A 20848-nucleotide genomic window follows, 5' to 3' on the forward strand; every position below is an offset into this window, starting at 1 on the left:
GGTGTGTGAGGGAGGGAAATCGAATCAGAACTCGCCATGCCACCGCACCATCCAGATGGTGACGGGGCCGCGATCGCGGTTGTAGCCTGGGTGGTTCAGGTGCTGCACGCCCGCGCTGAGCGCGGTCTGCAGCCGGGCGGGGCCGGCGTCCACGTCGGCGAGCACCCAGCGGTAGTAGCCCTCCAGGACCTGCTCGCTGCCGTACGCCAGGCGGCCGTCGCCGAGGAACGCCGCCTGCCCGCCGAGCGCGAGGAACGCGCGATGCGCACCGGACAGGCCGTTGACCGCGTACGCGACGCCCCAGCGATCGCGCCCGCGTCCCCAACGCGCGCCGGAGAACTGTCCGCCGACCGCGACCTGCCGGTCGATCTCGGTGAACGCGTAGGTCTCGACCGCGCCGTCGTTGCGGCTGGCACGCAGGAAGAGTCCCTGGTCGTCGCCGAGCGGCCACTCCAGCGTGAGGCCCCAGCCCGACTTGGCCTGCAGGCGCCGCACCGGCGCGAGGTCGGGCACGCCGCCCGCGGCGGCGGCGATCGCCGCGTCGAAGCGCGCGCCGTCGACGCGGTTGCGGAAGACCAGCGCGCGGGCGCGCAGCGGCCCCGCGGCCGCGCGCCAGGGCAGGTCCGATTCGACCTCCAGCTGGTCGCCGGACTGGCGCCGCAGGTCGTGGTCGAGCGCGAGGCCGTTGCTCAGGCGCGGCTGCATGAACCGGCCTGCCCGCACGGCCCAGCCCGGGGCGCGGTACTCCGCCATCGCCCCGCTGGTGTAGCCGCGCGCATCGGCCGCGTAGTCCCAGGCGCCATGGGTCAGGAACGACCAGTTGGTGAACTGCTCGCGCGGGTCCTTGGCGTACGGGTTGGGATCGAATTCGTCCAGCAGCGAGAACGTGCCGACGGTGAAGGTCCAGCGGCGCCGGGCCGCGCGGCCGCCGATCTCGTTGAAGTCGGCATCGATGCGCTCGCCGTCGCCCTCGTCGCCGGCGTCGATGCGCTGGCGCAGGAACATCCGCGCGCGGTAGGTGCGCAGCTCGCTCGAGCTGCCGCGCTGCAATTCACCATTGCTGATGCCGCCCGCCCCCGTGAGCTGCGACAACGGCTGTCCCTGCGCGCCCTCGGGGTTGAGGTGGACCTGCGCGCCCTTCCACAGTCGCGCGCCCAGGTCGATGGTGCCGGTGAACGAGTACGACCACTCGCGCTCGGGGCGCAGCGAATGCGCTGCGCTGTACGGCGCGGAGAACGCCGGCTTGAACTGGCGGATCCAGGTCGCCTGCGCATGCAGCGCGAACGGCCCCGGCTCGTCGTCGGCGTCGGCCGCGTGGACGCAGGCTGCCGCGGCGAGCAGCGCCCACGCCAGCACACCGGGCCGCCAGGCACGCGCAACGGCTGCGCCGCGGCCGGGCCGAGACTCACCAGCCGGGAAACGCACTGCCGTCGTGGCCGAGGAAGGCGCCGGACTGGCGCGGCGTGGTGGCCGCGATGGCCTGGCGCATGCCGGCCACGCTGCGATCCACGGCCAGGGGCGCGCCGGGCCCGCCCATGTCGGTCTGCACCCAGCCCGGGCTCATCGCGATGAAGGTCGCCTGCGGATAGTCGTGGCTCGCGGCCTTGACGGCCATGTTCAGGGCGGCCTTGCTCGTGCGGTAGAGCCAGCCGAAGCTGGAACTGGTCCCAGCGATGTGGCCCATGCCGCTGCTGATGAAGACGAAGCGCCCCCTCGCCGCCTCGACCAGCGGCGCCACCTGCGGGATGGCCTGCATCGCCCCGAGCACGTTGGTGTGCATCAGGCGGTCGAACTCCTGCTGCGTGGGCGGCTCGGTCGCACCCGCCGTGCTGTACACGCCGGCGACATAGATCGCCAGGTCCAGCTTCTCGCCGGCGAGCTGCGAGCCCAGGCCGCCAACGCTGGCCGGGTCGGCGACATCGAGCTGCAGCGGCCGGGCGCCCAGTGCTTCGAGTGCCTGCAGGCTGGCGCCGTTGCGCGCCGTGGCAATCACGCGGTCGCCCGCCGCGCGGTATTGCCGCACGAATTCGAGGCCGATACCACGCGACGCGCCGAGGATGAGGATGGTGGCCATGGGGAAGATTGCGTCATGGCGGGCTTCACCCGCCATCCAGCGCCGGCGCCAGAACGAGCGACGGCGCCGGATGCCGGGTCGAGCCCGGCATGACACCCTCTGTCAGATCAGCTCCAGCGCCACCGCCGTGCCTTCGCCGCCACCGATGCACAGCGTGGCGACGCCGCGCTTGCCGCCGCGGGCCTGCAGCGCGTGGATCAGCGTGACCATGATGCGGGCGCCGGAGGCGCCGATCGGGTGGCCCAGCGCGCAGGCGCCGCCGTTGACGTTGACGATGTCGTGCGAGACCTTGAGCTCGTGCATCAGCGCCATCGGGACCACGGCGAAGGCCTCGTTGACCTCCCACAGGTCGACGTCGCCGACCTTCCAGCCGGCCTTGGCCAGCGCCTTCTGCGTGGCGCCCACCGGGGCCGTGGTGAACCACTCGGGCTCCTGCGAGTGCATGGCGTGCGACACGATGCGCGCGATCGGCTTGCAGCCCAGGCGCTTGGCCGTGCTCTCGGTCATCATGACCAGGGCGGCGGCGCCGTCGTTGATGCTGGAGGACGAGGCGGCGGTGATGGTGCCGTCCTTCTTGAAGGCCGGACGCAGCGTTGCGATCTTGTCCAGCTTGGCCTTGCCCGGGCCCTCGTCCTTGGCGATCACGGCCTCGCCGGCGCGGGTCTTGACCGTCACCGGCGTGATCTCCTTGGCGAAGGCGCCCGACTCGGTGGCCTTCTGCGCGCGCGTGACCGACGCCACGGCGAACGCGTCCTGCGCCTCGCGGCTGAACTTGTACTTGGCGGCGCAGTCCTCGCCGAAGGTGCCCATCGCGCGGCCCGGCTCGTAGGCGTCCTCCAGGCCGTCCAGCATCATGTGGTCGTAGACCTTGTCGTGCCCCATGCGGTAGCCGCCGCGGCCCTTGAGCAGCAGGTACGGCGCATTGGTCATGCTCTCCATGCCGCCGGCGACCATCACCTCGTGGGTGCCGGCCAGCAGCATGTCGTGGGCGAACATCGCGGCCTTCATGCCCGAGCCGCACATCTTGGACAGCGTGACGGCGCCGGCGCTCTTGGGCAGGCCGCCCTTGAACGCGGCCTGGCGCGCGGGCGCCTGGCCCTGGCCGGCCATCAGGCAATTGCCGAACAGCACCTCGCCCACCGCATCGGCGGAGATGCCGGAGCGCTCGACGGCGGCGCGGATCGCGGCGCCGCCCAGGTCATGGGCGGAGAGGGTGGAGAAGTCGCCCTGGAACGCGCCCATCGGGGTGCGTGCGGCGCTGACGATGACGACGGATTCAGCCATTTGATGTGCTCCTTGGAAAACTCAGTGGGGGTGAAGGACCGCGCCGCGCTCCTCGGCGGCGATGCGGCGCAGGTAATCCTGGAATTGGGGGTCCTCGCCGCGCAGCAGCAGCGGCAGCGCGTTGTGGAAATCCTCGCGGCGGCACCACTCCCGCATGTAATCGTCCCAGCTGTTCCAGCGCCGGCGCTCGTCGCCGCCCATGCGCGGCTTCCAGGCGACCAGGTAGGCGCGCTCGAACAGCGAGATCAGCATATCGAAGATCACGAGCATGCGCTCGCGCTGTTCGGACGTCGGGCTCGGCAATGGGGTCGAGGCGCGCAGCTGCAGGTCCGGATGGGCCAGCACGACCTTGAGGAACTCGTTGTAGGCGTTGGAGAGCAGCTGGTACTGCTCTTCCTCCTCGTTGTCGCGCTCCTTGCGCTGCTCCCAGGCGAAGAACACGATGGCGCACGGCAGGCCCAGCGTGGTCACGATGAAGCTGGCCAGCTCCCAGGCGTCCCGCGCGCTCAACGGCAGCCCCCGATGCAGGCGGACAGGGCGCCCGGCAGCGACCAGCGCACGCGCCTCACGCGACGGCCCCTTCCGCCCGCTGCTCGAAGCGCTTCTCGTGGTCGTAGGGGAACACGTCGTGCACGTGGCCGGCGGCGATGCGCGCCTTGTGGGCCTGCCAGAAACCGGGGTCGAGCAGGTCGGCATGGTGGCGCATGAACGCCTCGCGCACCGAGGGGTTGCCCAGCAGGAAGGGGGCGAACGTCTCGGGAAAGACGTCGCGCGGGCCGACCTGGTACCAGACCTCGCCGGACAGCTCCTCCTCCTCGTTGCGCGGCGCGGGCACCGGGCGGAAGTTGCAGTCGGTGACGTACTCGATCTCGTCGTAGTCGTAGAACACGACCTTGCCGTTGCGGGTGACGCCGAAGTTCTTCCACAGCATGTCGCCGGGGAAGATGTTGGCGGCCACCAGGTCCTTGATGGCGTTGCCGTACTCGAGCACGGCGTGCTCGATCTGGTCGCGCGCGGCCGCGGCCGTGGCGGCGTCGCCGCTTTGCAGCGCGTCGAACGCCTCGGCCAGGTAGATGTTCAGCGGGATCATCCGGCGCTCGATGTACAGGTGCTTGATGATCACCTCGTCGTGGCCGTCGCCGTCGCGGTCGCCCACTTCCAGCTGGCTCGGCGCGTGCGCGCGGATCTCCTCGATCAGGTCGTCCTCGAAGCGCTCGCGCGCGAACGCCACCTCGCTGTATTCCAGCGTGTCGGCCATGCGGCCGACGCGGTCGTGCTGCTTGACCAGCAGGTACTTGCCCTGGATCTGCTCGCGCGTGGTGTCCTTCTGCGGCGGGTAGTGGTCCTTGATCACCTTGAAGACGTACGGGAACGAGGGCAGGTCGAACACCAGCATCACCATGCCCTTGATGCCGGGCGCGATGCGGAACTTGTCGCTCGAGTGCTTCAGGTGGTAGAGGAAATCGCGGTAGAAGAGCGTCTTGCCCTGCTTGGCCAGGCCCAGCGCGTTGTAGATCTCGGCGCGGGGCTTGCGCGGCATCAGCGAGCGCAGGAACTGCACGTACGCCGCGGGGATCTCCATGTCGACCATGAAGTACGCGCGCGCGAACGAGAACAGCATCTGCAGGTCGTCCTCGCCGAACAGGCAGGCGTCGATGACCAGCCGGCCCTGTTCGTCATGCAGGACCGGCAGCGCGAACGGCACCTCGTTGAAGCCGTTGATCAGCTTGCCGACCACGTAGGCGCCCTTGTTGCGAAAGAACAGCGACGACAGCACCTGGATCTGGAAGTTGGCCCGCAGCTTCACGTGCGCGAGCCGCGCGCTCATCGCCTCGAGCACCCGCCGGGCGTCGCGATCCAGGTCCTCGAACTCCCGCTTGAGCTGGAAGTTGGTGACGATGCGCACGATGTTCTCGTGCAGCGTTTCGCGCGTGGGGTAGTAGGCCCGGTAGGTGGGCGTGGCGGCGGGCTCGTCGTTCTCGATGTACTCCGTGCTCACGGCCGGGCGCACGAAGATGAAGTCGTTGTGGAAGTACGTGCGGTGCAGGATCTTGGTCGTGACCGAGTTGAAGAAGGTCTCGGCCAGCTCGGGCTGGTGGTGCTCGATCAGCAGGCCGATGTAGTGCAGCTTGGCCTGGTGCCACACCTCCATCGGCTGCTCGCCCGCCTTGAATTCCTTCTCCAGCCGTACCACCGCCTCGCGCACGCGCAGGTCGTAGAACTCGATGCGTTCGCGCTGGGCGCGCTGCTGCCCGTGCCAGTCGGCCGCCTCGAAGCGCTGCTTGGCCGCCGCCGACTCCATGCGGAACAGCCGGTAGTGCCGGTTGAAGCCGTCCAGCATCGCCTTGGCGATGTCGTACGCCAGCGGCGAGTCCAGGCGCTGCGGGAACATGGCCGCCTTCAGCTGCGCGCGGCGATCACCCGCGCCACCGCGCCGTGGTACAGCGGCTCCAGCGCCTCCTGGCTGGACACCGACATCCCCAGGTCCTGCAGCAGGCCGTCGTGCACGCCGAACGCCCAGCCATGCACGGTGACGTTCTGGCCCTTGGCCCAGGCATCGACCATCACCGTGCTGACGCCGATGTTGACCACCTGCTCGATCACGTTCAGGTCGACCAGCGCGTCGCCGCGCTGCGCCTCGGGCAGCTTGTCCAGCAGCGTGCGGTGTCGGTCGCGCACGTCCTGGATGTGGCGGATCCAGTTGTCGGCCAGCCCGATGCGGGCGCCGTGCAGGGCGGCCATCACGCCGCCGCAGCCGTAGTGGCCCACCACCATGATGTGCTCGACCTTGAGCATCTCCACGGCGAACTGGATCGCCGACAGCGCGTTCAGGTCCGAGTGCACCACCACGTTGGCCACGTTGCGGTGCACGAACACCTCGCCGGGCTCCAGGCCCGTGATCTGGTTGGCCGGCACGCGGCTGTCGCTGCAGCCGATCCACATGAACTTGGGGCGCTGCTGCTTGACCAGGCCGGTGAAGAAGCCGGGCCGGTCGCGTTCCATCTGCTCGGCCCATGCGCGGTTGTGGTCGAACAGGTCGTGGATGGTGGTCATCTGGGGATTGTCGCCTTGGGGTGGTGAAAAGAGCGGCTCGTGGGATTACCTAAGGTGCGGACCCGAGCAGGCGCGTGTCGACCGGCAGCAGGGCGCCGCCCTCGTCGACGCGCACGGCCGCGAGGCCGGGACGGTCGGTCACTGCCTCGACGCAGGACCCGTCTTCGAAGCGCAGCAGCACGCCATCGGGCGCGCCGTGGGCCGGGCGCAGCGGCGCGCCGCCCAGCACGGGCTGGCGCCATGCCTCACTGTCGAGGTGCGGGCAGAACGTGCCGCGGATCCAGCCGAGCCCCTGGCGGATGCCGCCGCCGGGCACGCTGTCGGTCACGTAATCGCTGAACCAGCAGTTTGCGCCGGCACTGATGCCGGCCAGCACGGTGCCGTCCGCCCAGGCGGCGCGCAGCGCCTCGTCGAAGCCGAACTCGCGCCACACGGCGAGCATCGCCACGGTGTTGCCGCCGCCGACGTACACGAGGTCGGCCTCGCGCACGGCCCGCGCGTAATCGCGCTTCATGTCGTAGGGAAAGAACGCCAGCGTCTGCGGCCGGCAGCCCAGGTCGCTGAACAGGCGCATGAACTTCAGCTGCGACCGCTCGGCGTCGCCCGACGCCGTGCCGAGGTACAGCACGCGCGGCACGTCCGTGCGCCGGCGCAGCTGCGACAGGATGTAGCGCTCCTGCAGCCCGCGGGTGTCGTCCATCAGGAAGCCGCCGCCGCCGATGGCCAGGATGGGTGTGCTCATGCCGAGGTCTCCTTCCGGTAGGTGGCGTACACCACGCGATCGATCACGCGGCCGGCCTGGATGGCCTGCGCGGCGCGCGGCCTTCGAGGATGCAATCGCACGCGCGCGTCACATCGTTTCCGCGAACAGTTCCCGGCCGATCAGCATGCGGCGGATCTCGCTGGTGCCGGCGCCGATCTCGTACAGCTTGGCGTCGCGCCACAGGCGGCCGAGCGGGTACTCGTTGATGTAGCCGTTGCCGCCATAGATCTGGATGCCCTCGCCGGCCATCCAGGTGGCCTTCTCGGCGCACCACAGGATGACCGAGGCGCAGTCCTTGCGCACCTGGCGCACGTGTTCGCTGCCCAGCTGGTCCAGGTTCTTGCCCACCGTGTAGCAGAACGCGCGGCCGGCCTGCAGCACGGTGTACATGTCGGCGACCTTGCCCTGGATCAGCTGGAACTCGCCGATGCTCTGGCCGAACTGCTTGCGGTCGTGGATGTAGGGCACCACGTTGTCCATGACGGCCTGCATGATCCCGATCGGGCCGGCGGCGAGCACGGCACGCTCGTAGTCCAGGCCCGACATCAGCACCTTCGCGCCGCCGTTGACCGCGCCCAGCACGTTCTCGTGCGGCACCTCGACGTCCTGGAACACCAGCTCGCCGGTGTGGCTGCCGCGCATGCCCAGCTTGTCGAGCTTCTGCGCGATCGAGAAGCCCTTCATGCCCTTCTCGATCAGGAAGGCGGTGACGCCGCGCGCGCCCAGCTCGGGCTCGGTCTTGGCATAGACCACCAGCGTGTCGGCGTCGGGGCCGTTGGTGATCCAGAACTTGCTGCCGTTGAGCAGGTAGTAGCCGCCCTTGTCCTGGGCCTTGAGCTTCATCGAGATGACGTCACTGCCGGCCCCGGGCTCGCTCATGGCCAGTGCGCCGACATGCTCGCCGGAGACCAGCTTGGGCAGGTACTTCCTGCGCTGCGCATCGGTGCCGTTGCGCTTGATCTGGTTGACGCACAGGTTGGAGTGCGCGCCATACGACAGGCCCACCGAGGCGGACGCGCGCGAGATCTCCTCCATCGCGATCATGTGCGCGAGGTAGCCCATGTTGGCGCCGCCGTACTCCTCGGGCACCGTGATGCCCAGCACGCCCAGCTCGCCCATCTTGCGCCACAGGTCCATGGGGAACTGGTCGCTGCGGTCGATCTCGGCGGCGCGCGGGGCGATCTCGCTCTCGGCAAAGGCACGCACGGCGTCGCGCAGCGCGTCGATCTCTTCGCCCAACTGGAAGTTCAGGCCCGGCAGGTTCATGGCGTCTCCTTGTGTCTCGGGGTCGTTCAGTGCTTGACGTCGTCGCGGCCGCTGACGGCCATCATCGTGGCGGTCATGGTGGCCACCAGCTTCTCGCGGCCGTCCTCGAGCGCGTACGCGCGGCCTTCGGCGACCGTGATGGTGCGGCCCGGCTTGACGACGGTGCCGACCATGCGGAAGCGCTGCCCCTTGGCGGGGGCGACGAAGTTGATCTTGTATTCGATGCTGAGCACGCCGACCTCGGCCGGCATCAGCGTGGATGCGGCGTAGCCGCAGGCCGAGTCGAGCGCGGCGCCGACGATGCCGCCGTGCACGAAGCCGTGCTGCTGGGTCAGGTGGGCCGCCCAGGGCAGCTCGATCACCACCTGCCCCGGCTCCACCGCCGCCAGGCTGGCGCCCAGCGTGGCCATCGCGGTCTGGCGGTCGAAGCTGGCGCGCACGCGCTGCGCGAACTGCGGATCGGCAGGCTGGAAGTCGGTGGCGGGCATGGCGGCGCGTTGACGTTTACGTAAACGTCAATTATGCCTGCCGGGCGCGGGCGTGGTCCTTCTCCAGGCGGGCCAGCAAGGCGCGCGCCTCGCGCTCGTGGACCTTCACCTCATCCAGGTTGGCCTGCAGGTCGGCCATCTGCTCTTCCAGCTGCTTGCGGTGCTGGGCCAGCACCGCCAGGAACCTGCGCAGCTGCGGGCCGGTGTCCCGCGGGCTGTCGTACATGTCGATGATCTCCTTGGCCTCGGTGAGCGAGAGGCCAAGGCGCTTGGCGCGCAGCGTGAGCTTCAGGCGCGTGCGGTCGCGCGCGCTGTAGGTGCGGTTGCGCCCGCCGGGGCCGGTGCGCTCGGGCTGCAGCAGGCCCATGTCCTCGTAGAAGCGCATGGCGCGCGTCGTGAGGTCGAATTCCCGGGCGAGATCGCTGATGGTGTAGGTGGTGGCCATGTCGGTGGACGCGCGGGAGACAGGCGCCGCTCGGGGCGCTTCCTAGAATGGCGAGATTACATCTGACGTTTACGTCAACGTCAATTTCCACGCCCCGCCCCGCATGAATTCCCTGGAAGCACAACTGCACTACCCCTTCGGCGACGCCCTGCCCGCCGCCGGCGCCACGCTGGACGTCGCCCCCGGCGTGCGCTGGGTGCGCATGGCCCTGCCCTTCGCGCTGGACCACATCAACCTCTGGCTGCTGCGCGACGAGCTGGACGGCCGCCGGGGCTGGACCGTCGTGGACTGCTGCATCGCGCGCGACGAGGCCAAGGCCCAGTGGGAGCAGGTCTTCGCCGCATCCCTGGACGGGCTGCCGATCCTGCGCGTGCTGGTGACGCACATGCACCCGGACCACATCGGCCTGGCGCACTGGCTGTGCGAGCGTTGGAGCACGCCGGACCATCCCTGCCGCCTCTGGATCAGCGCCACGGACTACAACGCGGCGCGCATGGCGTCGCAGAGCACCACCGGCTTCGGCGGCGAGGCGGCCGCCGCGTTCTTCCGCTCGCACGGGCTGACCGACCCCGAGTCGCTGGAGAAGATCCGCGCCCGGGCGAGCTATTACCCGAGCATGGTCCCCGCCGTGCCGCGCGGCTACCGCCGCCTGCTCGATGGCGAGACCGTGCGCATCGGCGGCCACGACTGGGAATGCATCAGTGGCTACGGCCACGCGCCCGAGCACATCTCGCTGTTCTGCCCGGCGCTGCGCGTGCTGGTCAGCGGCGACATGGTGCTGCCGCGCATCTCGACCAACGTGAGCGTCTACGACATCGAGCCCGAGTCCGATCCGCTGCGGCTGTTCCTGGCCTCGATCGACAAGTTCCGCCGCCTGCCCGAGGACACGCTGGTGCTGCCCTCGCACGGCAAGCCGTTCACCGGGCTGCACCGGCGCATCGAGCAGCTGCACGCGCACCACGAGGAGCGCCTGGCCGACGTGCTGGGCGCCTGCCGCGGGAAGCCCGCTTCGGCGGCGGAGATGCTGCCGGTGCTGTTCAGGCGCCCGCTCGACCTGCACCAGACCACGTTCGCGATGGGCGAGGCGGTGGCGCACCTGCATGCGCTGTGGTTCGCGGGGCAGCTGCGCCGCAGTTGCGACGCCGACGGCATCTGGCGCTTCGCGCCCGCCTGACGCTCACCAGGGCGGCAGCGCCTCGTCGCGCAGCTGCCCGCGCAGCCGGGCGTAGTCGGGCACCACGGTGGCCACCGTGTCCCAGAACCGCGGGCTGTGGTCCATCACGCGCAGGTGGGCCAGTTCGTGCGCCACCACGTAATCGATGACGGGCAGCCGGAAGTGCACCAGCCGCCAGTTCAGGCGAATGGTGCCGTCCGAGTGCGCGGTGCCCCAGCGCGTGCCGGCGTTGCTCAGCACGAGCTTGCGCCATTGCACGGACAGGTGCGGGGCGTAATGGTCGAGGCGTTCGGTGAACAGGCGCTTGGCCTGGCGCATCAGCCACGCCTGCACCACGTCGCGGATCTGCTCGGGGCTGGCGTGCTGGGGCAACGCCACGTGCAGCGTCAGCCGCGGCACGCCAGGCAGGGCCTGGCCGTCGGTGTTGAGCGTGGCGCCGGCGCCGCCGCGCGGATCGAGCACCACGATCACCTGCTCGCCCAGGAACGGGAACGTGGCGCCGTCCTTCCAGGCGATGCGGGCGGCGTCGATGCGATCCTGGCGCTGGCGCGCGCCGTCGAGCTTGGCCAGGATCCACGCCGCCTTGCCCTGCACGGCGGCATCGACCTCGCCGAGCGGCACCCACTTGGGCGCGCTCACCGTGAGCCCCTCGACCCCGACGACGAAGCCGATCGTGCGCCGCTTGGCGCGCTTGAACTCGTAGGCCACGAAGGTGTGGCCGAGCACGGCCTGGCGGTTGGCGCGCGGGTGGTGGAAGGTGGCCGGCGCCAGCACCGCATCGAGCGGCTCGGCCGGCGCCGCGGCGGGCTCGGCCAGGCGGGGCGCGGGCGGTGGCGCAGCCGGTGGCGGCGGTGCCGCCGGCGGATCGAACAGGTCCAGCGTGAGCTGAATCAGCTTGAACATCGACAGCGAGTCTAGCGGTACGCCTGCGGATCGATGCGGCGCATCTCGCCCTCGATCCAGGCCTCGACCTCGCGCATGAGTTCCTCCGGCTGGCGGCCGACGCTGGGAATGGGCTTGCCGATCACCACGTCGACGACGCCCGGGCGCTTGATGAACGCCTTGCGCGGCCAGACCTTGGCGGAGCTGACCGCGATCGGGATCACCGGGGCGCCGGTGGCCACCGCCAGCCGGGTGCCGCCGCTCTTGTACGTGCCGGCCTGCCCGCGCGGGATGCGCGTGCCCTCGGGGAACATGATGATCCAGATGCCCTGGGCGAGCAGGCGCTTGCCCTGCTCGACCACCTTGTTGAACGCCTGCGCCCGCTGGCTGCGGTCGATGTGGATCATGTCCAGCCGCGCCATCGCCCAGCCGAAGAACGGCACGTACAGCAGCTCGCGCTTGAACACGTAGGCGAGCGGATGCGGCATCAGCACCGGCATCAGGAAGGTCTCGAGCGTGGACTGGTGCTTGACCAGCAGGATCGCGGGCGCGGTCTGGCCGACCGGCAGGTTCTCCATGCCGGTCACGCGCCACTGCACGCCGCACAGCACGCGCAGGCCGTGCATCGCCCAGCCCAGCCAGCGCGCGGCCATCCAGTACATGGTGACGCTGCTGCGCCAGAGGGAGGAGACCACCATGATCAGCCCCCAGGGGATGACGGTCACCAGCATCCACAGGGCGTGGAGGATCGATCTCAGGAGGGCCATGCGGTTGTCAGTTCTGCGGCCGCGGCGCGGGGCGCGCGACCAGGTCGTCGGCGAAGGCCGCCAGGTCCTCGTGCACGCGCGTGCCGGGCGGGAACGTGTCGGGCAGCGCGCGGCCGCGGAACTGCGCGCCCTTGCCGGTGAGCACCAGGTTCGGCTCGCAGCCGGCGGCCACCCCGGCCTGCAGGTCGCGCAGGCTGTCGCCGACCACGGGCACGCCCTTGAGCTCGATGCCGAAGCGCTCGCCGATCTGTTCGAACAGCCCGGGCTGGGGCTTGCGGCAGTGGCAGGCCTCGTCGGCCGCATGCGGGCAGTAGAAGATCGCGTCCACGCGGCCGCCGTGGGCCGAGAGCAGCTTGTGCATCTTGGCGTGCATGGCGTTGAGCGATGCGACGTCGAACAGCCCGCGTCCGAGGCCGGACTGGTTGGAGGCGATCACCACGTGCCAGCCGGCATGGTTCATCTTCGCGATCGCCTCCAGCGCCCCGGGCAGCGGCTGCCACTCCTGGGGCGACTTGATGTACTCCTCGCTGTCGGCATTGATGGTGCCGTCGCGATCGAGGATGACGAGTTTCATCGCACTGCCGCCCGGCCGCCCGCAGGCAGTCCAGCCCCGTCGGGGGGCAGCCAAGACACCAAGTGCGCAGCGTGGGGGCTCATTTCTCGACCACCAGGCGCGACAGGTCGGCCACGCGGTTCATCGCCCGGTGCAGCGTGGCCAGCAGGCCCAGCCGGTTCAGGCGCAGGTCTTCCTGCTCCGCATTGACCATGACGTCGTCGAAGAACCGGTCGACCGGCCCGCGCAGCGCGGCCAGCGTCTGCAGCGAACCGGTGTAGTCGCCCGCGTCGAACTGGCTGGTCGCGCGCGGCGCCACCTGGCGCGTCGCCTCGTACAGCGCCTTCTCGGCCGGCTCCCGCAGCAGCGGCTCGCTCACGTGCGGATCGGCGCGCTCGGCCTTCTTCAGGATGTTGCCGATGCGCTTGTTGGCCGCGGCCAGCGCGGGCGCCTCGGGCAGCGAGGCGAACGCGCGCACGGCGGCCAGCCGCTGGGCGACATCGCCCAGGCGCTGCGGCCGCAGCGCCAGCACGGCGTCGACCTCCTGCGCGCTGTAGCCCTGCTCGCGCAGCAGCCCCGCCAACCGTTCGTAGATGAAGTCGGTCAGCTGCTCGGCGGTGCCGGGCTGGGCCTGCGGGAACAGCCCCAGCGCCTCGATCACCAGCTCGTTCAGCGCGATCGGCAGCTGCTTTTCCATCAGCATGCGCACCACGCCCAGCGCGTGGCGGCGCAGCGCGAAGGGGTCCTTGTCGCCGGTGGGCAGCTGCCCGATCGCGAACAGGCCCGCCAGCGTCTCGATCTTGTCGGCCAGCGCCACGGCCACGCCCAGGTCGTTGCGCGGCAGCGCATCGCCGGCGAAACGCGGGCGGTAGTGGTCCTCGATGGCCATGGCGATCTCGTCGCCCAGCCTGTCGTGGCGCGCGTAGTAGCCGCCCATGACGCCCTGCAGCTCGGGGAACTCGCCGACCATGTCGGTCAGCAGGTCGGCCTTCGCCAGGCGGGCGGCGATGTCCGCCTCGTGCGCCAGGTGGTCGCTGCCCATCTGCGCGCCGATCACCTTGGCGAGCGCGCGCACGCGCTCGATGCGCTCGCCCTGCGTGCCCAGCTTGTTGTGGTAGACCACCTTGGCCAGCCCCGCCACGCGCGACTCGAGCGTCTTCTTGCGGTCCTGGTCGAAGAAGAACTTGGCGTCGGCCAGGCGCGGGCGCACCACGCGCTCGTTGCCGCCGATGACGGCGCTCGGGTCCTCGGGCCGAATGTTGCTGACGACCAGGAACTTGTTGGTCAGCCGTCCGTGCGCATTGAGCAGCGGGAAGTACTTCTGGTTGGCCTTCATCGTGAGGATGAGGCACTCCTGCGGCACGTCCAGGAATTCCTTTTCGAATTCGCAGGTGAGCACGTTGGGCCGCTCGACCAGCGCGGTGACCTCGTCGAGCAGGGCGTCGTCCTCGATCGGGCGCGCGCCGCCGCCCACGCGATGGGCCGCCTCGCGCAGCTGGCGCTCGATGTCGGCGCGGCGCTCGGCGAAGCTGGCGATCACGGCGCCCTGCTCGCGCAGCGTGGCGGCGTAGCTGTCCGCGTCCGCGATGCTCACCGTCGCGGCCCGGGCCTCGAAGCGGTGGCCCTGCGTCGTGCGGCCGGCCTGCAGCCCCAGCGCCTGCACCGGCACCACGTCCTTGCCGTGCAGCGCGACCAGCCCGTGCGCGGGGCGCACGAACTTCACGTCGGTCCAGCCGTCGGCCAGCTGGTAGGTCATCAGCTTGGGGATCGGCAGGCGGGCGATGGACTCGGCCAGGGCCTTCTGCAGCCCCTCGGCCAGGGTGACGCCTTGCTGCGTGCTCTCGAAGAACAGGACCTCGGCCTTGCCGTCCATCGCGCGGCGCAGCTGCGGCACGGCCGACGCGTCGGCCCCGAGCGCCTGCAGCTTCTTGACGAGGGCGGGGGTGGCCTGGCCGGCGGCGTCGAGGCCGACGCTCACCGGCATGAGCTTTTGCGAGACGGCCTTGTCGGCCGCCTGCCCGCGCACGCCGTGCACGAGCACGGCGAGCCGGCGCGGGGAAGCGAAGGTGTCGCTGGCGGCGGGCGCCTGGACCAGGCCCTGGGCGGCGAGCGAGGCCTCGATGCCCGTGGCGAAGGCCTCGCCCAGCTTCTTCAGGGCCTTGGGCGGCAGTTCCTCGACGAACAGTTCGACGAGCAGGTTCTGGACGGACATCAGGCGGCCTTCTTCTGGAGTTGGGCCACCCACTCGCGCGGCGCCATCGGGAAGCCCAGGCGCTCGCGGCTGTCGTGGTAGCTCTGGGCCACGCTGCGCGCGAGGTTGCGGATGCGGCCGATGTAGGCCGCGCGTTCCGTGACGCTGATCGCGCCGCGCGCGTCCAGCAGGTTGAAGGTGTGCGCCGCCTTGAGCACCTGCTCGTAGGCGGGCAGCGCGAGCTGCTGCTCCATCAGGTGCCTGGCCTGCTTCTCGTGCGCGGAGAACGCGGTGAACAGGAACTCGCTGTCGCTGTGCTCGAAGTTGTAGGTCGACTGCTCGACCTCGTTCTGCTTGTAGACGTCGCCGTACGACAGCCCCTCGGTCCACTTCAGGTCGTAGACGTTGTCCACGCCCTGCAGGTACATCGCCAGGCGCTCCAGGCCGTAGGTGATCTCGCCGGTGATGGGCTTGCAGTCGATGCCGCCCACCTGCTGGAAGTAGGTGAACTGGGTCACTTCCATGCCGTTGAGCCAGACCTCCCAGCCCAGCCCCCAGGCACCGAGCGTGGGGTTCTCCCAGTCGTCCTCGACGAAACGGATGTCGTTCTTCTTCAGGTCGAAGCCCAGCGCCTCCAGCGAGCCGAGGTACAGCTCCAGGATGTTGGCCGGCGCGGGCTTGAGCACCACCTGGTACTGGTAGTAGTGCTGCAGGCGGTTCGGGTTCTCGCCGTAGCGGCCGTCCTTGGGGCGGCGGCTGGGCTGCACGTAGGCGGCCTTCCAGGGCTCGGGTCCGATGGCGCGCAGGAAGGTGGCGGTGTGCGAGGTGCCGGCGCCCACTTCCATGTCGTAGGGCTGCAGCAGCGCGCAGCCCTGGGCGTCCCAGTACGCCTGCAGCTTCAGGATGATTTGCTGGAAGGAGAGCATCGGCCCGATTTTACGGGCGTGCACCCCGTCGAAGCCGCAGCAGCGCTCCGAAAACAGGAGCAAGCCCGAGCAGCCAGAGCGGCCACAGCCCCAGGCGCGACGCCCACCAGGCGAACGGGGTCGTGCCGCTGCGGCCCTGGACCTCGCCCGTCAGCACGCCGCGCGTGAAGCGGGGCAGCACCTGCGCGACCCGCGCGCGGTGGTCGACGATCGCCGTGGCGCCGGTGTTGGTCGCCCGGATGACCGGCCGGTCGAACTCCAGCGCCCGCATGCGGCTGATGTGCAGGTGCTGGTCGATGGCCACCGTGTTGCCGAACCAGCCGATGTTGCTGACGTTGACGAAGATGGTGGGCGCGCGCGCCGGGTCGGCGAAGCGCGCCGCCAGCTCCTCGCCGAACAGGTCCTCGTAGCAGATGTTGGGGGCCAGCCGCTGGCCCTGCCAGTCGAACGAGGGCTGGCCGACGGCGCCGCGGTTGAAGTCCCCCAGCGGAATGTGCATCAGGTCGGTGAACCAGCGGAACAGCGGCGGGATGAACTCGCCGAAGGGCACCAGGTGGTGCTTGTCGAAGCGGTAGGGCTGGGCGCCGGGCTGCAGGCCGATCACCGAGTTGGTGTACCCCTGCTCGTAACTGCCCAGCGGCATCCCGGCCAGCAGCGCCTGGCCGCCCTGGCCGAAGCGCTGCGCCAGCGCTTCCAGGTAGCCCACGGGCAGCTGCTGCGGCAGCAGTGGAATGGCCGTTTCGGGCGCGACGACCAGGCTCGTGCGGCTGCCGGCCAGCTGCTCGCCGTACCAGGCCAACGCCAGCGGCACGCCCGTGTTGCCCTCGAACTTCTCGTCCTGCGGAATGTTGCCCTGCAGGAGCGACACCGACAGCGCCCCCCCGGCGGCGGCGCCGCGCGGCGGGCCCGCCAGCAGGGCGCCCGCGCCGAGGCCGGCGACCGCGAGCCCCCAGACCAGCACGGTACGCGAACGCCGCGCGAACGCCAGGGGCAGCGCCGCGGCCAGCAGCGTGGCGACGAAGCCGATGCCGTAGACGCCGATCCACGGCGCCAGCGCCGCGAACGGACCGTCCACGTGCGCGTAGCCGCCCGCGCCCCACGGGAAGCCGGTGAACCACCGCCCGCGCATGAGCTCGGCCAGCGTCCACGACGCCGCGAAGGCCGCCGGCGCCCAGGGCGCGTCGGGGGGCAGCAGCCACCGAGACAGGCCCGCCGCGAAGGCGTAGTAGCTGCCCAGGAACGCCGCCAGCGCCAGCACCGCCAACGCCGCCAGCGGCGCGGGCAGGCCGCCATAGGTGTGCATCGAGATGAAGAGCCACCAGAACGTGCCGCACAGCCAGGCCGTGGCGAACGCTCCGCCCAGCAGCGCCGCCTGCTTCCAGCCGGGCGCGATGCGCAGCAGCCAGGCGAGCAGCGCGAGCGAGGCCACCTGCAGCCACCACAGCGGCTGGCCCGTGGCGGGCCAGGCGATCGATGCGGCCTGCGCCAGCCCGCCGGCCAGCGCCAGGGGCAAGGAGAGCGGCAGACCGGCGAGGCGGCGCGTCACCCGGTGTTGTCGTCGGTGCGCGCGGGCGACACCTTGAACCAGCGCACGGCGCCGCCCTTGGTGTGCAGCACCACGAAATTCAGGCCGGCGAGCGTGTAGTGCTCGCCGCGCTTGGGCACGTGGCCCATGGCGTGCGCGATCAGGCCGCCGATGGTCTCGAAGCGGTGCTCGCCCTCCTGGCCGGCGTCGATGGGCGCCAGCACCACGCCGAAGGCCTCGTTCACGCGATCGATGTCGGTGTCCCCGCTCACGCGGTAGGTGCGATCGGCCAGCGCGAAGATGTCGCCCTCTTCCTCGCCGATGTCGAATTCGTCCTCGATGTCGCCGACGATCTGTTCGAGCACGTCCTCGATCGTGATCAGGCCGGCGATGCGGCCGAACTCGTCGATCACCATCGCCAGGTGGTTGCGGTTGCCGCGGAACTCGCGCAGCAGGTCGTTCAGGCCCTTGCTCTCGGGCACGAAGACCGCCGGGCGCAGCAGCGCGCGGATGTTCAGCTCGGGGGCCCGTTGCAGCTTCAGCAGGTCCTTGGCCAGCAGGATGCCGATGATGTTCTCGCGATCGCCCTCGTAGACGGGAAAGCGCGAGTGCGCCGTATCGATGACCAGGTGGAGGATCTCGTCGTAGGGCGAATCGATGTTGATCAGGTCCATCCGGGGCGCGGCCACCATGACATCGCCCGCGGTCTGGTCGGCCATGCGGATGACGCCCTCGAGCATCACGCGCGACTCGGCGCCGATGATGTCGTTCTCTTCGGCGTCGGCCAGGGTTTCGATCAACTCGTCGCGCGAATCCGGTCCGGGATGGATGAACTCGGCGACCTTCTGCAGGAACGTGCGGCGATCTTCCTTCTCGCGCGCAGGGTGGGGGTCGGACACTGCCTTCTGTTGCAGGACGTGCGGTGGTTGGGGACCTGCAAGGATAGCGGAATCGGGTTCCGGCGCCGCGGCCCCCCCTGCGGCTCAGCTGCCGGACTTGTGCCGTGCGTCCCGCACCCCTTGGCGGGTCTCCTGGACGCCGGCCAGGAAGTCCCAGAAGCTCTTGACCTGCTGCTTGAGCCGGTAGTCGGTCTGCGCGAACCGCTCCACGACCAGCTCGCTCATCCGCGTGTCGAGCGTGGCCGGCGGCAGGCGCAGGTGCGCCTCGGTCTCGGTGCCGTAGCGCTCGAGCGTGGCGCCGGCCTTGCGGGCGATCTTCAGCATGGCCGTGTTCTCGCTCAGCGCGTGGATGAAAAGCAGTTCCACCCCTTCGTTGCGCGCATGCATCGCCGCGCGCTCGAACAGCCGCGAGCCGTAGCCACGCCCGCGCGCCTTGGCCAGCACCGACACGCCGAACTCGGCGCACTGGCTGGCATTGGGATCGCGCGAGAACGCCAGGTGCGCCATCGCGATCAGCTCCAGCTTGCGGTTGTAGATGCCGAAAATGTCGTCGTGGTCGAAATCCAGCGCGTCCACATAGCGCTGGATCTGCTCGTCCGTGGCCGGGTAGCCAAAGCGCAGGTAGCGGTCGTCGGCGTCCAGCGCGAGCAGGTGCTTGAGGATGCGGCCCCGGTGGCCGGGGCCGAGGGAGCGGATCGGCACCACCACCGGCGCAGGTCGGGAATCGCGGTCGGAACCCATGGGCTGAATTTACGGGGTTTCGCTCGGGCATGCGCTCCGGCGACCCGGCGGCATCATCAAAACGTGAGTCCTTGCTATCCGATTCACACCGGCATGGCCGTGGTGGTCTTGACGCGGTCGAGCACGAAGCTCGTCTTGCAGTCCTGCACGCTGGGGTGCTTGAGCAGCGTCTCCAGGATGAAGCGGCTGTAGTGCGCCATGTCCTCGACGACCACCCGCAGGAGGAAGTCCATCTCCCCGGTGAGCGCCACGCATTCCACCACCTCCGGCCAGCTCTGCACGCTGGCGCGGAACACGTCCATCGGATTGCGCTTGTGGAGCTCGGTGTGCTTTTCCAGCCGCACGTTGAGGTACGCGGTCAGGCCCAGGCCGACCGCCTCGGGCCGCACCAGGGCCACGTAGCGGTCGATGATGCCGGCTTCTTCCATGCGCTTGACCCGCCGCAAGACCGCGCTGGGCGACAGGCCGACCTGCTCGCCGACCACGTCGTAGGTCTCGCGCCCGTTCAGCTGCAAGGCGCGCAGGATGCCTTTGTCGAGCTTGTCGAGTGCGGTGATTTCGGCCATGGCGCAATTTTATTGAGGAAGGCGCGACTTTCGAGCCGGACTCCGGCGGAAAACTGCTGTCCAACGCCCCTACAGTCGCGCGATCACTTTCCACGATGCCATGAACGCCGCCCTGCCCACCCCAACCGCCCAAGCCGTCTCCCAGTGGGAGAACCCCATGGGCACCGACGGTTTCGAATTCATCGAGTACGCCGCGCCGGATCCCAAGGCGATGGGCGAGCTGTTCGAGCGCATGGGGTTCCGGCCGATCGCGCGGCACCGCCACAAGAACGTGATCCTGTACCGGCAAGGCGGCATCAACTTCATCATCAACGCCGAGCCCGACTCGTTCGCCCAGCGCTTCGCGCGCCTGCACGGGCCGAGCATCTGCGCCATCGCCTTTCGCGTGCAGGACGCCAAGTCGGCCTACGAGCGCGCGATTTCGCTGGGGGCCTGGGGCTACGCCGGCGGCGCCGGCCCGGGCGAGCTGAACATCCCCGCCATCAAGGGCATCGGCGACAGCCTGATCTACCTGGTGGACCGCTGGCGCGGCAAGAACGGCGCCCGCGACGGCGACATCGGCAACATCGGCTTCTACGACGTCGACTTCGAGCCGCTGCCCGGCATCGGCGCGCAGGAGGCGCTGAACCCGGCGGGCTTCGGCCTGACCTACATCGACCACCTGACGCACAACGTGCACCGCGGCCGCATGGCCGAGTGGTCGGAGTTCTACGAGCGGCTGTTCAATTTCCGCGAGATCCGGTACTTCGACATCGAAGGCCAGGCCACCGGCGTCAAGAGCAAGGCGATGACCAGCCCCTGCGGCAAGATCCGCATCCCGATCAACGAGGAAGGCAACGACAAGGCCGGCCAGATCCAGGAGTACCTGGACAAGTACCGCGGCGAAGGCATCCAGCACATCGCGCTGGGCTCGACGAACCTGTACGAGACGGTCGACGCGCTGCAGCTGGCGGGCGTGAAGCTGCTCAGCACCAGCGAGACGTACTACGAGCTGCTGCCCAAGCGGATCCCGCACCTGCAGGAAGACATCGAGGGCCTGCAGCAGCGCAACATCCTGGTCGACGGCCAGCCCGGGGAGCTGCTGCTGCAGATCTTCAGCGAGAACCAGCTCGGCCCCATCTTCTTCGAGTTCATCCAGCGCAAGGGCAACGACGGCTTCGGCGAAGGCAACTTCAAGGCGCTGTTCGAGACGATGGAGCTGGACCAGATGCGCCGCGGGGTGCTGGCGGCCAAGGCGCCGGCCTGAGCAG

21 protein-coding genes are annotated in these 20848 nt (G+C 69.8%); 2 read left to right on the forward strand and 19 right to left on the reverse strand.

Translation table 11 applies throughout. From position 1 onward, the window contains the following. Positions 1-24: 24 nt before the first annotated feature. The 10 genes from AC3ANR_RS19405 to AC3ANR_RS19450 all read right to left on the reverse strand — a co-directional run bounded on the left by AC3ANR_RS19405 (position 25) and on the right by AC3ANR_RS19450 (position 9374). Positions 25-1356: a carbohydrate porin gene (locus tag AC3ANR_RS19405; protein ID WP_488289742.1), complete on the reverse strand. Its 1332-nt coding sequence runs from the start codon at positions 1354-1356 to the stop codon at positions 25-27. Positions 1357-1405: 49 nt separating this feature from the next. Beyond that, on the reverse strand, positions 1406-2074 hold the full coding sequence (locus AC3ANR_RS19410) for an SDR family oxidoreductase (RefSeq protein ID WP_488289743.1): 669 nt from the start codon (positions 2072-2074) through the stop codon (positions 1406-1408). Between the two features lie 102 nt (positions 2075-2176). Further along, entirely contained in the window at positions 2177-3358 is a 1182-nt protein-coding gene (locus AC3ANR_RS19415) for an acetyl-CoA C-acyltransferase (protein WP_488289744.1), read from the reverse strand. 21 nt (positions 3359-3379) lie between these two features. Next, a complete protein-coding gene (locus AC3ANR_RS19420) occupies positions 3380-3868 on the reverse strand; it encodes a hypothetical protein (RefSeq protein ID WP_488289745.1) in 489 nt (162 codons plus the stop codon). Between the two features lie 55 nt (positions 3869-3923). Further along, positions 3924-5750, reverse strand: coding sequence for a bifunctional isocitrate dehydrogenase kinase/phosphatase (gene aceK / locus AC3ANR_RS19425; RefSeq protein ID WP_488289746.1), 1827 nt, complete (start codon positions 5748-5750; stop codon positions 3924-3926). 8 nt (positions 5751-5758) lie between these two features. Then, positions 5759-6412, reverse strand: coding sequence for a carbonate dehydratase (gene can, locus AC3ANR_RS19430; protein WP_488289747.1), 654 nt, complete (start codon positions 6410-6412; stop codon positions 5759-5761). Positions 6413-6461: 49 nt separating this feature from the next. Next, positions 6462-7154 (reverse strand): Type 1 glutamine amidotransferase-like domain-containing protein, encoded by a 693-nt coding sequence (locus AC3ANR_RS19435; protein ID WP_488289748.1) that lies wholly within the window; start codon positions 7152-7154, stop codon positions 6462-6464. Between the two features lie 108 nt (positions 7155-7262). Continuing rightward, positions 7263-8441 carry an isovaleryl-CoA dehydrogenase gene (locus tag AC3ANR_RS19440; protein WP_488289749.1) on the reverse strand — a complete coding sequence of 393 codons (1179 nt, stop codon included), beginning with the start codon at positions 8439-8441 and terminating at the stop codon, positions 7263-7265. A gap of 26 nt (positions 8442-8467) precedes the next feature. Continuing rightward, positions 8468-8929 (reverse strand): PaaI family thioesterase, encoded by a 462-nt coding sequence (locus tag AC3ANR_RS19445; RefSeq protein WP_488289750.1) that lies wholly within the window; start codon positions 8927-8929, stop codon positions 8468-8470. 31 nt (positions 8930-8960) lie between these two features. Next, positions 8961-9374, reverse strand: a complete 414-nt coding sequence (locus tag AC3ANR_RS19450) for a MerR family transcriptional regulator (RefSeq protein ID WP_488289751.1) — start codon at positions 9372-9374, stop codon at positions 8961-8963. Between the two features lie 103 nt (positions 9375-9477). Between AC3ANR_RS19450 and AC3ANR_RS19455 the strand changes: the two genes are divergently transcribed. Continuing rightward, complete coding sequence (locus AC3ANR_RS19455) at positions 9478-10548, forward strand: MBL fold metallo-hydrolase (protein ID WP_488289752.1); 1071 nt, start codon at positions 9478-9480, stop codon at positions 10546-10548. A 3-nt stretch (positions 10549-10551) separates the two neighbouring features. Here AC3ANR_RS19455 and AC3ANR_RS19460 read toward each other — a convergent pair whose 3' ends face one another. The 9 genes from AC3ANR_RS19460 to AC3ANR_RS19500 form a co-directional block, all read right to left on the reverse strand. Next, positions 10552-11451, reverse strand: coding sequence for a M48 family metallopeptidase (locus AC3ANR_RS19460; protein WP_488289753.1), 900 nt, complete (start codon positions 11449-11451; stop codon positions 10552-10554). An 11-nt stretch (positions 11452-11462) separates the two neighbouring features. After that, positions 11463-12197, reverse strand: coding sequence for a lysophospholipid acyltransferase family protein (locus AC3ANR_RS19465; RefSeq protein ID WP_488289754.1), 735 nt, complete (start codon positions 12195-12197; stop codon positions 11463-11465). A 7-nt stretch (positions 12198-12204) separates the two neighbouring features. After that, the gene (gene gmhB, locus AC3ANR_RS19470; protein WP_488289755.1) at positions 12205-12771 is read right to left on the reverse strand and encodes a D-glycero-beta-D-manno-heptose 1,7-bisphosphate 7-phosphatase; all 567 of its coding nucleotides are present in this window, start codon (positions 12769-12771) and stop codon (positions 12205-12207) included. Positions 12772-12850: 79 nt separating this feature from the next. After that, positions 12851-14962: a glycine--tRNA ligase subunit beta gene (gene glyS, locus AC3ANR_RS19475; protein WP_488289756.1), complete on the reverse strand. Its 2112-nt coding sequence runs from the start codon at positions 14960-14962 to the stop codon at positions 12851-12853. Further along, entirely contained in the window at positions 14962-15867 is a 906-nt protein-coding gene (gene glyQ, locus AC3ANR_RS19480; RefSeq protein ID WP_488289757.1) for a glycine--tRNA ligase subunit alpha, read from the reverse strand. Before glyQ ends, glyS begins: the two co-directional genes overlap by 1 nt. Positions 15868-15877: 10 nt before the next feature. Next, positions 15878-17413, reverse strand: coding sequence for an apolipoprotein N-acyltransferase (gene lnt, locus AC3ANR_RS19485; RefSeq protein WP_488289758.1), 1536 nt, complete (start codon positions 17411-17413; stop codon positions 15878-15880). Next, entirely contained in the window at positions 17410-18291 is an 882-nt protein-coding gene (locus AC3ANR_RS19490) for a CorC family transporter (protein ID WP_488289759.1), read from the reverse strand. The genes lnt and AC3ANR_RS19490 overlap by 4 nt, the downstream gene beginning before the upstream one ends. An 84-nt stretch (positions 18292-18375) precedes the next feature. Then, positions 18376-19032, reverse strand: coding sequence for a GNAT family N-acetyltransferase (locus AC3ANR_RS19495; protein WP_488289760.1), 657 nt, complete (start codon positions 19030-19032; stop codon positions 18376-18378). 83 nt (positions 19033-19115) lie between these two features. Then, positions 19116-19598: an Lrp/AsnC family transcriptional regulator gene (locus AC3ANR_RS19500; RefSeq protein WP_488289761.1), complete on the reverse strand. Its 483-nt coding sequence runs from the start codon at positions 19596-19598 to the stop codon at positions 19116-19118. Positions 19599-19698: 100 nt separating this feature from the next. On the opposite strand from AC3ANR_RS19500, the gene hppD reads away from it, so the two are divergent. After that, positions 19699-20844, forward strand: coding sequence for a 4-hydroxyphenylpyruvate dioxygenase (gene hppD / locus AC3ANR_RS19505; protein ID WP_488289762.1), 1146 nt, complete (start codon positions 19699-19701; stop codon positions 20842-20844). Positions 20845-20848: the final 4 nt, after the last annotated feature.

The organism is Ramlibacter sp. JJN2-2R (genome assembly GCF_057747835.1).